Source organism: Candidatus Zixiibacteriota bacterium (assembly GCA_040753495.1).
Lineage (GTDB): Bacteria > Zixibacteria > MSB-5A5 > GN15 > PGXB01 > DYGG01.
Map to the genome: position 1 here is coordinate 18,069 of JBFMEF010000143.1, position 12,975 is coordinate 31,043.

Consider the following 12,975-nt stretch of genomic DNA (forward strand, 5'->3'; position numbering starts at 1 on the left):
ATGAACATTAGAAGAAGTATAATTCTCCTGAGCGGCCTGGTTTTGACTTTATTATTGATTTCCGGATGCTCGGAGAAGATTGTGGCGCCGGGACCGAATGGTGCGGTAACAATCAGTATGAAAATTGATGCCGCGCAGGCAAGCCAATCTATCAGCCGGATGCTGGTCTATGTGGTCCTACCGGAAAGAGAGACCGACCAGTTGCTGGTGGACAGCCTTATTGAAAAGGATGGGTATTTTGTCGGGGAACTGGCGATTCCTGCCGGTCGCGACCGCCGTTTTATTGTGGAGGGAATTGGAATGGGACGTCAGGATGTCCCGGTTTTACTCTATAAGGGCGAAACCGTCGCCGATGTGCTTCCGGGCATCATCACCCGGCTGTCGATTGACCTTTATCCGGTGGTGCCGATGGTTAAGTTGGTGCCGCGATATCTGGAGATTCCGTTTGAGACAACCTTTCGACTTGATTTAGTGGTGTATAATCTAAATCTTCTCGATTCCGCAGAATTTGGTGTTTTTTATGATATCGGTTCTCTCCATGTTGACAGCGTAGTTCGCAACAGGTCTCTTGGTGATGCGGTCTCAGAGGTGGACATCAAAGATATTACTGGCACAATCTTACAAGGGATCGTTATCTGGCATGTATCGCCATTGGGAACAATCGTCAATACCAAGGGAAATGCAACACTACTTTCGATATTTATGAGTAATTATCCCATGATAGATACTACGTCATATCCCGACACCACATATTTTGGGGTTTATCCCACCCATCTGTCAACATTCATCGGTGAGACGATACCCGTAAACGACGTGTATTACGAATCTTCGAAAATCGTGGTCGATAATGTATTCGGGGTAATTAAGCCTAAAGGCGATTGATCAGAGTTGTAGTAGCGGACTTACGCGTTCGCCGTCCTGTCTGGGTCGACACGCGGGTCGACCCCTGCCGTACAATGGGACGGAAAGACACCAAAAAACGGGTCACCGGCTTAGGTGACCCGTTATGCTTTAGTGAGGCTCAAAGACTCTATTAATTCTCCAGAATTATCCCTTCTCTTACCGTAGCGGTATAGATGCCGTTAGGGTCGATGGTTCCCTCTCCCCCTTTAATGAATAGACCGAAAATGAAGAGGTACGAGAGCAGTTTTTTCCCGCCCCCTTTCTTCTCGATGGTTCCGCTCAGTTTGATTTTCTCGCCGTCGGGCGATTTGAAATCTCCAGTCGGCTCCAGCTCGGTGAATTCGATTTTTATCATTCCCGGCTTTCCCGGTTTCCCGGCTTTCTTGACATCGGCCACCACCGCAGTTCCGGGGGCATCTTTGGGGACAATGACCACCCCGGCGATTTCAATCGGCTCCACCAGGTAAATCTGCAGCGGCACCCCTTTTTCCAGTTTGCCGGAGGAGATCTTCATTTTGGGGTCGAAACGGACTTTTATCTCTTTCCCTTCCGGCAGCTGCACTTTGCCGGCATAAGCCAGCGGCGCCGCCAGAACGACAATCAGACACACCACTACAAAAATACGAAATTCTGTCAACCGCTTTATCAACTGCTTCATATATCACTCCCTGAAATTAAATCATGGTTCCAGTTTCGGTATCTGCTCCTCCAGTGGAGGGGCAAAGGAAATTATAATCTTTTTTCCGATATTTCCAAAATTAATCTCGCCGTTCATTTCAAATATGGAATATTTTCCTTTCAGCGGTTTTCTGTCGCTGGGGTCTTTGCCCAACTGGCAAACATGCTTGGCGGTATCGATAGCGATATGAATATCATCGCCGATTTTCCAGAAGAATTCAATCTTATCCCCTTCAAAAATCTGATTGACCTCGCTCCATTTGGGGTCTTTCCCTTTTTCGGTCACCTCGATATGAAGATGCGCCTTCCCCGGAACCGATTCAATCTTGCAGGTAAATTTTCGCCGCTGCGACCACTTGGCGGCATCCTGAAGGTACTTATTTATCATGGTGACATTCTGACGGTCAACCACCGGGTCAAGGTTGGCGAGAATCTGTCGCAGCTGCGTCAGGGCGGTCTCGAAGCGGAAAGCCGGGTCGGTGACGCTGTTAATCTGCTCCACAAATGAGCCCATTTCGCTGGTGATTTTCTGCGCCACCACCGCCTGTTCTTTCTTGGCTTTACGGGTGGAGAAGGCTTTCAAAAGGTCTTTTTCCGCGGAACTCAGTTCATGGCCAAAATCGGTCTGGAATATCTGCACCTGTTGGGCAATCGCCAGCCAGGGGGTAGAGTCAGTCGGATTTTTTATCGCTTTTTCGAAATTGTCCCAGAGCTGTTTGCCGCGGTTGCTTCGCTTATAAAGCTCCGTGTAGTCGGTCGATTGACGGTAGCGGTTCAGCTGCTCCAGGATTTTGTCATGAATCGGCTGGTAGCGTATGGTGGAATCGGTCAGGTTAAAGACCGGCCACATGGAGGGGTCGCGAACGACCGAGGCAAAATCACGCAAGGCGCTGTCCAGCGTTTTGACGGCCATCCCCATATTGAAAGCGGTGTATGCCTCGCGAATCTCCGAGGAAGGGTACTTAAAATTCGGAAACAGATAATTTACCGTCCAGGAGCGCTCATACTTCCGATACTGGTCAATTATTTCCTGCCGCTGGTCGGTATTCAATCCCAATACGGAACCGTTTGTGGCCGCCAGCACCACCTTCTCTTTGGATTCCAACCCGGGAAGGAGCATTTTGAAGTGATAGAGATTGGGGATGGAGTATAGAACTATCCAGAGGAGGCTAAGCAACATGACAAATTTCGCCACCGCTCTGAAGCGAGAAACTTTGCGGCTCCGGAAAATCGATTTCAAGAGCCAGTAAAATGGCTCCTTCACGCCGATAGGATGAATCTTCGCCGGCGGGACATATATGGAACGTCCTACCTCGGTCCCGATTTTTTCGGGGGTCTGGCCGGTATTGGAGATAAAGAAGATCTGGAAATCGAGAGTGCGCCCGACTACCACGTTCAAGAACTCCCTGAGTTTGAAAAGAACATTGCGAACGGAGCCGGCCCAGGCGGAATTGGAGGCGATTCTGTTGCTGCTGAGAACACGGTCAAGAAATGTTTCAAAATCCTCCGCAAGAAAGTTTTCATCTTCGGGATTTATCAACACTATCTGATTATCGCCGGTAAAACCGGGCAGAATATCGGCTTTGGTGACAACCAGAGCAATCGGCATCGGCAACCGGCTCTTGAGCGGCGCCAGTCGCTCCAGCATGCTGACGAAGGAGGCTACATGTTCCTGGCTCTGCAGTTCCGCCGCCAGGGTCTTGGGGTCGAAGAAGAAAAGTATCCCGCTACAGCCATCCATGAAATCAAGAACTTTCTCCTTCAGTTCGATGCGGTCTGATATAGCAACAGCCCGCCCGTTATAGTCATAAGTCACCACAGAAACTTTCTTATTCTTATCAATGATGGCATTGAATTTAAGCAGCCGGTCTCCTGCGGTCGGGTCGGGAAATTTTTTGTCGCCGCGGCGGTCGACAACGGTGCCGACATCGGTGGCGGCGCCAACCCCCCAGATGGCGCGGTAATTGGCGAGAAACTCTCCCGCGGTGGCATTGTCGATGACTGAAATCTGAAGGTCTTTGGCTATCTTGGATTCTTCATTGAGGACCGTGAAATAAACGGTCTTCCCGGAATTGGCGTGGCCATAGACGCCAATACGAATTCCCGGCGGCCAACCATACCCCGGCTCCCCCTTCTTTCCTTTCTGCTTGGCGGCAAATTTGGAACCCTTCTTGAATATTTTCAGAATTGAACCTGGTCGCATTTATTTCCCGTCTTTTTTCATCTCAAGGGTCATTTCAGGCTCCCGCTTTGCACCTGGGTGACTTTGTCCTGAAGGCTTTGCAGTTGTTTCTGAGAATATTTATTCCAGCTTACCGGAACAAAAATGGCAAGAAACAAAAAGAGGAGAATGAGAAATGTATAGTAAAAGTATGCCAGGTTTCTCTGCGTTAGAACCAGTCGAAAATACCGCGAATTGGAAAAGACTCCTTTGAATTTGCCCCCCAGAACACTGAAGAAGTCCTTAATTGTCTGCCAGAAGCTGGTCTTGGTCAGGTATTGCCATTCGGTAAGATACTGGTCCATCAGGCGGCTTTTCTGTCCCAGTTTGTTGAAAATATTCATCCGCTGCAGATTGAATTCCAGGCTGCTGCGGTCTTTAAGGATATCGTTTCCCAGCTCGACACGACGGCGCGCCAGTTCAAGGAATTTCATCGGGTCCGGCAACGCAGAGAACTCCTCAGGCGTCATCCCCAAATTGACCTTCTTCCCAAACTTATTTATGTACCGCGCCATCTCATTGAGGAAAAATTGATTGAGGCGGAAATTGCCACCGAGACTCCCCTCTTTAAAAAGCAGCGGGAGAAGATAGTTCTCGAAGAAGGGAACATCCTGACGAACCCCGCGCAATCCCCGGCAGTAAAGATACGACTTATTGGTTTGACCGTCGGTATCGGCTTCCGATTCGAAATAAGTTATCATGACCTGCACCGCCAGCTGGCGCAGGTCGGAGCTGGTCAAGGGGCTCTGACGAATCCAGTCATAAAAGTACTCGTCGACTTTAACGGCTTTGTCGCGCTGCTCCCGCAGCGCCTGAAAGACGGCATAAATTCCGTTGTAGGTCTGCAAAAAGGCTTCCGTTTCAAAGCCGGCCGCCCCTTTCTCGAAGGATTCGATATATTTGAAAAGGTCTTGTATATAAGCGCGTATTTCCATTCCGAACCTGTGCCGTCAACTACATTGAATAAATTATCAAATCCATTTTCCCTAAACGGGAGAATTTAGAGGCATCCTTGGCGCCGCGGAAGATGAGAGTAATCTGCCGCACCGACGAGGAGCGCATCATATCTTTGGGGTGCAGCGCCACTTTATTGCCGAAAGTATTGGTATCGACATCGACCGGGTCGGTCTCCCCCAGCCCGCGGGCGTCATTCAAACCAAGCCGCACCTGCATATTATTCCATTCGGGGATGGTGAAAAGGTCTTTTGACATCAGCACTACGGCATCAGCCACCGCCCGCGGCTGCGCGACATCAATCATCAGATAGCAAAGCTCGCCGACCTGTTCCAGCCGATTGGAGCTGAAGGGTGCCACGCGGTAGGTCCTGCCGCTGTAGGTGAGAGTGTCGGTCGCCATCGCCTGCTCGCCCAGCTGCTCCCGTTTGGTCTGCGCCAGGAATCCCAGAACACCCCGCAGCACGCCCAGAATCTCATCAATTGCCTGTATATGCTCCCCGAGCGCTTGATGGTCATACTCCTTCATTATAAAGGCCTCGACGACTGAGATGAATTTCCCCACCTCGGTATTCAACTCCTTGGTGAAATATTTCTCGTTGAGATAGTCTTTCAGACCGGGCTGGAGATTGATAAGAGTGGAAAAAACGCGGAAAAGCTTCTTGAAGAATATGACCAGTTGTAGCGGGTGAGCAGCATTCCGGCCAATGATAAAATCATCAATTGAAGCCGCCAGGTGATAGACCAGGAGATAGACCGTTTCCCGAAACGCCAGTTGCAGTTGGGTGCTTTCACCGGCCATGGCGCCGCTGACCGAGACGGCCAGATGCGCCCGTGACGCCAGCGCCAGCAGATTCTCTAAGCGGTTGCGGTAATCAATCGCTTTTTGAGAGAGCCGCTCATCCGCATTCAGGCTGAGACAGGGAGGAAAATAAGTATCAGAATTGCGGACATCACTGCCGCTGACAATAAGCTCAGCCACTTTTAGATAACTGGACTCCGGAAGACCGCTCGGCTTCTGCAGATGAACAGCATAGCTATTGACCAAATAGGGAATCCGCGGAAGGTCCTCGTCCGGGTCAGGGTCCCCGACCTGGCGCTTGGAGACGGCATCAACGCTGATATATACAGGAATGACCGGCTCGGTGACATTGAGCTCGCCTCCAATCGGATTGCGCAGGGTCTCGCTAATCTCAATATAGTTTCCATCCGGCGTGAGCGCCTGGCATCTGGTAATTTCCAGTTTGAGGCGATTTCCATTAATGACAGCCTTAAAGCCAATCGCCGGTTTACCGTCGAAACTTTTCCGCACCAGACCGTAGCGGTCGCCAATATGGAGGCTGTGCCAGCGGGTCAGCTCTTCAAAATACTTTTCCTGCTCTTTGAGATGGCGCTCGGTGATAAGCATGCCATCCTGCCAGTTCACGGAATATAAGTTCAAGTCATCCATTATCTTGCCTCAAGCTTAAAAAGCGAATTTACCATCTATCCCTATTGTTGTCAAGCCTATTAAATCTGGCTGGAAAAACCAAGGAAAGCTTGACGTTGTTTCTTGCCAATATGAACAGTTTTATCCGATGAGACCAGCCTAATAATTCTGTTGAGATACCCCGGCATGCTGATATCAAGAACGGTCTCGAGCCTCTTCCTCTTTCTTCCTTTCGGCATCCAGTCGCGCATTTCCGTAGTGCCAATATCGCGAACTTCCACCAGATAGGTGGAGTCTGATTCATTGAAAGACCTGCCCAGAATGGTTTCTCTCCCGAGACGTCCGCTGACGGTTCCCAGATGGTAACGAATACTCGCCGGAATGGCAAACTCGGCCCGCTGGTTCTCAATAATTCTGAATTCTTTCTCAAACAGCAATCCCAGGAATTGCGACATCAACTCCGGGTTGGCGGACCAATAGTGAAAGGATGGAAAGAGGGCCGCCCAGAGGAGAGCTTCGCGCATCTCATCGCCGCTTTGAAAAACATCGTAATCGAACAACTTCAGAAATCGCACGAGATGCTCGTATTCAACGACCCCGAGGTTGAATTTGAGAATCAGATTTCGGGCTATTGAAGTATACCTGATGACGGCGGCATCAAAGGGGGCCATCAGTTCCCGCGACTGCATCTCCCATTCGCGCGAGCGCACCACATTGGTGTGCAAGCCATAGAAAAACTGATACGGCATCTGGTCCACGGCGCTGGGATAACCGACATGCAGAACGATGCGGCTTTCGCTCGTAATTACCCGCCCCGGCGCCGGCTCCTGATATATGATTTCCCCCTTATAATTTTCATATTCGCCTACCGCCAGGAGTTCTACCCGGTCGAGGTCAACCCCGATTCTTATCAGGGTATTGAGCGCCGTGGTAAAGTGAAATGGAGATTTGCGACTGGTGAAGTCGGGCATGAGCTTTTCGGTCATTGCCTGGTTATCTCCACGGTAAAATGGGTATTGATGGGACTGCGCGATTTAAGGAATGATTCCAGGCGCTGCGATAACAGGGAGGTTTCTTCGTCAGAATGAAACTCCGCCGGATTTATCTTCACTTTGATCATGATACTTCTTCGCACCCCCTGTCGCGCCCGAACCACCCCGTTTTCACAGGTGGCAGATTTGATACGGGGGTCAAAGGTTTTAGCCCAGTTGGCAATCTCGATAAAGGTCAGGGCGCGGTCGCGATTGCGAAGTCGCGCCGAAACTTCCATAAGCACCTGTTCCTCGGAACGGGCCGGAATGGCGCCTCCGGTTGAGGTGATATTCTCCGCCGAAACCAACCCCGGGTGGTTTTCATACAGCTCGCTGATTTTACCGGCATCAATGCCGTTAGCCGCCGTTCCGGATGTAACGGCATAGGTTACAGTGATGGAATCGGGCGGCAGTTCCAAGTCGGAGGCGAAATCAAACCAGATAAGCAACCGTTTGTCCCGCTCTTCAAGCGAATAGCCTCTTTGCCCTTTCTGATTCTGAATCATATGGCGCGGGGAATAGGTGCGTCCGCTGGAGTCGATGACGCCGGTGATTTCAAGGATATTATCGATATCTTCGGGAAGTTCCACTTCGACCAGTTTATTCCCGCCGGTATGTTTGAAGAGGGTCAGCTCATTTTTGTTGACGGCAATAAAACAATTGAAATTCATTTCGAAGGAAGAAAGCAGCTTCGCTTTATCGCCTCGCGGGGGCAAGGTGACCTGTACCCAATAGAGCGGACCGGAAGATTCAAGGGCAGAGCTTTCGGACGCGAGGGCCTCGACCAGTTCCGCCGGCGGTTTTCCTTTTTCCCAGAAGTGGGCGAAAGAGGAAGGGATGATTATAAAGTTATCCTCAAGAGATTTGAAGAGGTCGACACCGGTGCGCAGACCGCCCCAGTCAATAATCCGCTCATTGCTGGCAAAAAGCTGGGCGAAATCATTGGTCATGCCAGGGCAGAATTCGGCCGATTGGTGGAATTCGCCGCTGCGATTACCTGGAAACCAGTGGGACCAGCGGAGCTGGCGCAGCGCCTCCGGGGAACCTTTCAGAAAGATAGATGCGCCGGCAAAATCGGCAGGCTGCCCGGCAAATTGAATGCCGATATACAGCTGCCCCGAGCCGGTAGGGGCGCTGGTGAATTGAGAGCGAGACATTGAGCCGGTCTCGCTGCGCGAGGAGGGAGAAAGATTGACCACGGAGCGCCCAAATTTGAAGAAAACAAATCTTGCTTCGGCCGCCAGCAAACGCTCCCGGCGCAGCGAAGAAAAGAAAAAAGTCTGCCCCCCTTCCCGCTTTTCTTTGTAGTAAAAACGGGTGTGAGGGTCAATCTCCACCACCGGGTCGGCCGGCTTGCAACGCATAACCGCGTGCGCCGGAACAGGCCAATGCCTGCTTTCCGGACAGACCGCTTTCACCAGGGCGTGGGCGGCGTTCTCCCAGACTTCGCCAATACGACGGTCAATAAGGGACAACTGGTGCGAATAGAGCTGCAGAAGGATCTTTAGTATCGGGTCGAGACGGTCCGGTGATTCCGGAATCTTGGAGTTCCAGGCGCGCAGTTCCCGATGCATTTCATAAAATATCTTCTCCGGAGAGCGGGCTTCTTCGATTTTCATATTCAAATATTCCTATCCGATATGGAAGGTCCCTTCATATTTTTTCTCCTCTCCGTCATCGCGATAGTTTCCGCTGACTTTGACGGCCATGCCCAGCGAATGAGGCGAGGTGTCGGCAACGCTGGAGAATGAAATGGAGACATTATAGAGACGTCTTTCAAATTTATCGATGGCGTTGCGCAGGCTGGCTCTGATATCAGCCTTATTGGCGGTGTACAGGTCGGAATATTCTTTTTCCCAGATATCGCAGCCATATTCCGGGTTAAAAGGCATGGTTCCGATACGGGTGCTGAGAAGCAGTCCAATAGAAAAGGTGATTGATTCTTCGAGATTAGCCCGGGAGAGATACCCCTCTCGCAAAATAAAAGGAAGCGCTAAATAATCCATGGGCAGGTCAATTCAGCTGGATGATGGCGCCTTTGACGGCGACCTGACTCTGACCTTTCAGGTTCAATGTTGCGCCCTCCATTTCCGCCGGTCCTGAGGCTTTGGCTTTCAGCCCGGCGGTTCCTTCCAACTCCATATTGCCGCCGGCTTTGGCTATGACATCCTTGTCTGCTTTTATTTCCACCTTATCGGTACTTTCCAGAGTGATATTCTTGGCTTTCAGCGTAATGTCGCCGTCGGTGCTCTCAATAGTAATTTTCGGAGAGCCGGAGAGGTCCATGGTAATGCTGTTCTTACCATCCTTCATGGCGATTATCAGTTGCTCGCTGCCGCTTTCGTCTTTAAAATAGATGCGGTTTCCTCCCCGGGTGAGGAACATCTTTATATCGTTCTTATCATTGTTGGTATCGGAATGCGGCGCGTCATCTTTATGATAGAGTGAGCCAAGCGCCACCGGCAGGTCGGGATGACCCCGCTCGAATCCGACCAGGACTTCATCATCGATTTCCGGGAGGCAGTACCAGCCGCGGTCGGCGCCGGCGTGCGGAGTTAAAAACCGAATCCAGGGGGTCTCGTCAGAGGGAAGCCAGGGAAATTTGACTTTTATGCGACCCATTTTTTCCGGGTCATTGTTGTCTGTAACAATCGCGCTCTGTATATCGGTAAGCGAAGGCGGCAATTTCCTTACGCTCGGGAAGGCGGTGTCAAGAGGAATGCATTCAAAAGTATTCTGGTATTTACCGCTTTCGTTGAATTGGTGCCGGACAGAGGTGACATAATAGGTGCCGTCAAATTTATCCATGCCGCGCACTTTGACACAATTTCCGGGGACGATTTTGGGGACTATCGATTGCCCGGCGCAGATAATCATTTTTCCGATAGCGCCGCTTTTCTCATTCTTGAGGTGCTCATCCAGCGACTGGGCATCGCTGACCAGACGCGGCTGATTGGAGAATCCCGATGACGTGTATATTTTTTTGGAGGCATCGGGCGAGATTTTGTACAGATTCGCCAGCGCCGTCGAGGAAGACATGGAGCTGGTATCCTGGGAGTAATCCTTATTTTGCTCGTAGCTGTAGAGGCTCGATTCAAATTCGGCCGATTGCGTTCCCAGACCGAGCGAGAAAGAACCCAGAGTTTCGCGCCAGGTAAGGTCTTCGGTATTGGAGCCGGAAGCTTTAGCCACCTGAAATTCCTTGCCGTTATAAAACGCGAATTTTCCATAGCTGCCGGCAAGCCGCATAATGAAATCATAATCGGTTTCGTTATACTGCACACAGAATTTTAGCGTCCCGCGGGTGGCTTCCTGTGTTCCCATCGTTATGGGATATTTTCTGACGACGGAGCCGATAATATCAGTCGCTGTAAGTTCATTAAAGAAGGCGTTATGCCTGGGACCGTCAAGAGCGATGGTCGGGCTATGACCGGTAATCAGAACGGTATTGAGCCCATCAATGCTGTTATCGAGACTCACCCTGGTTACAATCCCTATGAATTCCAGTTCCCGCGAGGCATCGACCATCCCGCCGCCGGGTTTGATGTTCAGCGCTATCGACTTGCCAAGGAAATTGGCATATTCGGTGGGGTCATCAAAATCCTTGCTGGAGGTCGCTTTTCCGACCTGCCGAATGCGAACCTGCAAAACATGATGGTTATCGACATACTGATGAAGGGCGACCGATGATATATCGTATTTGACCTGCTTATTGTCGATTTGAACCGAGCAGAGCGCCGGTGTCTCAAGTAAGGTTGTTTTTTCTTCAGGCATGACCGTCTTTCAGCGGGTGGGAAAAACTCCCACCCGCAAAATGAAAAAATCTACTCCTGCCAGCGGTTGTCAATCTCGGCATCGCCGATACTGAGCTTATGACAGGATATTTCGAAATACTCGAAAATCTGGTCGTCAGGACGCTGTTTAATATGAGGAATCATCTCCTCATAGCGGGTGATGAAACCTTCTTCCCAAGCGAGCTCTTTCATGGTGGCGTCATCGGGATTTTTGAAAGTCACTTTCCCGGCTTTCCAATTGGGCTTGCTGGAATCCATTGCCCAGCGGGCGATGTTGGCATTCTCATCCGACTCGCGGGTTATTTTAATAACCCCGGCATGGGCCCGGTCGGCAGGGCGTCCGGTTTCATCTTTTGCGGTATAAAGTTCGTACGAGACCTGGTAAACGTTTTTGTAAACCACACCATCGATCTCAAGAATCGGTCTCCGAGCCATAAGCTACTCCTTTCTATTAATTCTATGACTTAGGGCTTAAAAACTCATGATTTGCTTTTGTAATTCTCCGCCGGTTACGGCATAACGGCAAAACTCTTCGCGCCTACTTGTCCTTTACGTTGGTCTGATTATCCTGGTTCCAGGCGACAAATTCAATGTTGAATGTCCGCGCCGGATACTTGGGATTAAGACTGATTTTGACGTCTACTTCCTGACGCTTGCGCATCTCTTCATCGGCGAAGATTTCGACTTTATAATCCTGAAGGATATTGTCGCCACCGGTAATTGCCTTCATAAATTTATCGATGTCCTTGCGCATGGTATCGATAAATTTCTGGTCGATGACCGTGAAGGTCTGCTTATTCAGATAATTGCGCATTGTCTTGTAAACATAGTCATAGGTGCGCCGGATGGAGTAAACGTTAAAGGTTTCTTTGGAGAAAAGCGTAGCCGCGCCCATGGCTACCGCCGTCCCCTCGAAGTTGACCAGCGGGTTGACACCCTTTTCATTAATCTTGGAAGCGTCAGGCTGGTTGGCTTTAAAGCGAAGATATTTGGCATCGGCTATTTTGCCGAATTTGAAGCCGGCCATCGGCTGCTGCATTCCGACCGTCAGGTCACCCTGATACATCTTGCCGGCAACAGCTGCGGAGGGGGGAATCCACATATCATCATCTTCGTACTGGTTGGCGTTGCGGGCAAGGACATAGTTGGCAAATACCGAGACATACTGCTTGTAGCTGTCGATACCCATCATGTTGGCATAATTGGGGTCTTCCAGCATATCCATGACTTCTTCGAATTTCTCGAAGTTAGGCAGGTCGGTGAGGATATGCACCTTGTTCGGCATCCCCAGCTGACGGGCAAAGGTATCGATATTCTCAACACTTCCGAGATAGCCGGGAACGACCGCCATGGCAAAGCATTCCTTGATGCTCCACTCGCGGTACAGGTCAGCCACCGCTTTGGAGAGCTGCTCGAATTTTTCCCGGTCATCGGGATTGGCCAGTTCCTCGGCGGAGACATTGGCGAAATAGGCGTTGACCTTTTCATCCGGTTCCTGCTGGGCATTGGCAAAAAACTTTTCGATAGCGCGATAGGTGGTTTCCAGTTCTCGCGCCGCCTGATGAACGCGGCGCATATTCTTTTCGAGATTAGCCTCCAGTTTGGCGGAATCCTCGCTCAGCTGTTTGCGGATTTCATCGAGGTCGCCGCTGCGTGAAAGGTAATCGAGCCAAATTTTGAGTCTCTGCGCAAGCAGTTTTCTCTGTTTGGCGAATTCCTTTTTGGTCAGAAATTCCTTGCGCTGGAAATCCTTTTTGGGGTCGAGCCATTCCACCCCGCGGACCAGGTCGCCATCGGCCGTTTTAAAGGAAGGAAGCAGATTTGCCAGCTTGCTGAAGTCGGCAAAATTGTCCCCCATTATTGACTGGAATTCTTTGTCGGATATTTTTTCTGCGGCTTTCTCAGCCCTTGCTTCCGCCGGCGCCGCCTGCGGCTGCATTTCTCTTTTTTCTTCTTCAGCCATTTA

Annotated in this window: 11 protein-coding genes; 1 reads left to right on the forward strand and 10 read right to left on the reverse strand. The window is 50.6% G+C overall.

Annotated features, from left to right (window positions below; all coding sequences use genetic code 11):
• A complete protein-coding gene (locus tag AB1690_09540) occupies window positions 1–882 on the forward strand; it encodes a hypothetical protein (GenBank protein ID MEW6015554.1) in 882 nt (293 codons plus the stop codon).
• A gap of 151 nt (window positions 883–1,033) precedes the next feature.
• Here the strand turns inward: AB1690_09540 and AB1690_09545 are convergent, their stop codons facing one another.
• From AB1690_09545 to AB1690_09590, 10 genes are all read right to left on the reverse strand, one after another.
• Window positions 1,034–1,561, reverse strand: a complete 528-nt coding sequence (locus AB1690_09545) for a hypothetical protein (GenBank protein ID MEW6015555.1) — start codon at window positions 1,559–1,561, stop codon at window positions 1,034–1,036.
• Window positions 1,562–1,582: 21 nt separating this feature from the next.
• Entirely contained in the window at window positions 1,583–3,784 is a 2,202-nt protein-coding gene (locus AB1690_09550; GenBank protein MEW6015556.1) for a hypothetical protein, read from the reverse strand.
• 29 nt (window positions 3,785–3,813) lie between these two features.
• Window positions 3,814–4,737, reverse strand: coding sequence for a hypothetical protein (locus AB1690_09555; protein ID MEW6015557.1), 924 nt, complete (start codon window positions 4,735–4,737; stop codon window positions 3,814–3,816).
• 19 nt (window positions 4,738–4,756) lie between these two features.
• A complete protein-coding gene (locus AB1690_09560) occupies window positions 4,757–6,205 on the reverse strand; it encodes a hypothetical protein (GenBank protein MEW6015558.1) in 1,449 nt (482 codons plus the stop codon).
• Window positions 6,206–6,264: 59 nt separating this feature from the next.
• Complete coding sequence (locus tag AB1690_09565; GenBank protein MEW6015559.1) at window positions 6,265–7,170, reverse strand: type VI secretion system baseplate subunit TssG; 906 nt, start codon at window positions 7,168–7,170, stop codon at window positions 6,265–6,267.
• Window positions 7,167–8,834, reverse strand: a complete 1,668-nt coding sequence (locus AB1690_09570) for a hypothetical protein (protein MEW6015560.1) — start codon at window positions 8,832–8,834, stop codon at window positions 7,167–7,169. Before AB1690_09570 ends, AB1690_09565 begins: the two co-directional genes overlap by 4 nt.
• Window positions 8,835–8,846: 12 nt before the next feature.
• Window positions 8,847–9,221, reverse strand: coding sequence for a GPW/gp25 family protein (locus AB1690_09575; GenBank protein MEW6015561.1), 375 nt, complete (start codon window positions 9,219–9,221; stop codon window positions 8,847–8,849).
• A gap of 7 nt (window positions 9,222–9,228) precedes the next feature.
• Complete coding sequence (locus AB1690_09580) at window positions 9,229–10,989, reverse strand: phage baseplate assembly protein V (protein MEW6015562.1); 1,761 nt, start codon at window positions 10,987–10,989, stop codon at window positions 9,229–9,231.
• Window positions 10,990–11,039: 50 nt separating this feature from the next.
• Window positions 11,040–11,444 carry a type VI secretion system tube protein TssD gene (gene tssD, locus AB1690_09585; protein ID MEW6015563.1) on the reverse strand — a complete coding sequence of 135 codons (405 nt, stop codon included), beginning with the start codon at window positions 11,442–11,444 and terminating at the stop codon, window positions 11,040–11,042.
• A gap of 103 nt (window positions 11,445–11,547) precedes the next feature.
• Window positions 11,548–12,972 carry a hypothetical protein gene (locus AB1690_09590; GenBank protein ID MEW6015564.1) on the reverse strand — a complete coding sequence of 475 codons (1,425 nt, stop codon included), beginning with the start codon at window positions 12,970–12,972 and terminating at the stop codon, window positions 11,548–11,550.
• Window positions 12,973–12,975: the final 3 nt, after the last annotated feature.

Coding starts and splice junctions, on each gene's coding strand:
- AB1690_09540 (MEW6015554.1), top strand. CDS start 1: ATGAACATTAGAAGAAGTATAATTCTCCTGAGCGGCCTGGTTTTGACT.
- AB1690_09545 (MEW6015555.1), bottom strand. CDS start 1,561: ATGAAGCAGTTGATAAAGCGGTTGACAGAATTTCGTATTTTTGTAGTG.
- AB1690_09550 (MEW6015556.1), bottom strand. CDS start 3,784: ATGCGACCAGGTTCAATTCTGAAAATATTCAAGAAGGGTTCCAAATTT.
- AB1690_09555 (MEW6015557.1), bottom strand. CDS start 4,737: ATGGAAATACGCGCTTATATACAAGACCTTTTCAAATATATCGAATCC.
- AB1690_09560 (MEW6015558.1), bottom strand. CDS start 6,205: ATGGATGACTTGAACTTATATTCCGTGAACTGGCAGGATGGCATGCTT.
- AB1690_09565 (MEW6015559.1), bottom strand. CDS start 7,170: ATGACCGAAAAGCTCATGCCCGACTTCACCAGTCGCAAATCTCCATTT.
- AB1690_09570 (MEW6015560.1), bottom strand. CDS start 8,834: ATGAAAATCGAAGAAGCCCGCTCTCCGGAGAAGATATTTTATGAAATG.
- AB1690_09575 (MEW6015561.1), bottom strand. CDS start 9,221: ATGGATTATTTAGCGCTTCCTTTTATTTTGCGAGAGGGGTATCTCTCC.
- AB1690_09580 (MEW6015562.1), bottom strand. CDS start 10,989: ATGCCTGAAGAAAAAACAACCTTACTTGAGACACCGGCGCTCTGCTCG.
- tssD (MEW6015563.1), bottom strand. CDS start 11,444: ATGGCTCGGAGACCGATTCTTGAGATCGATGGTGTGGTTTACAAAAAC.
- AB1690_09590 (MEW6015564.1), bottom strand. CDS start 12,972: ATGGCTGAAGAAGAAAAAAGAGAAATGCAGCCGCAGGCGGCGCCGGCG.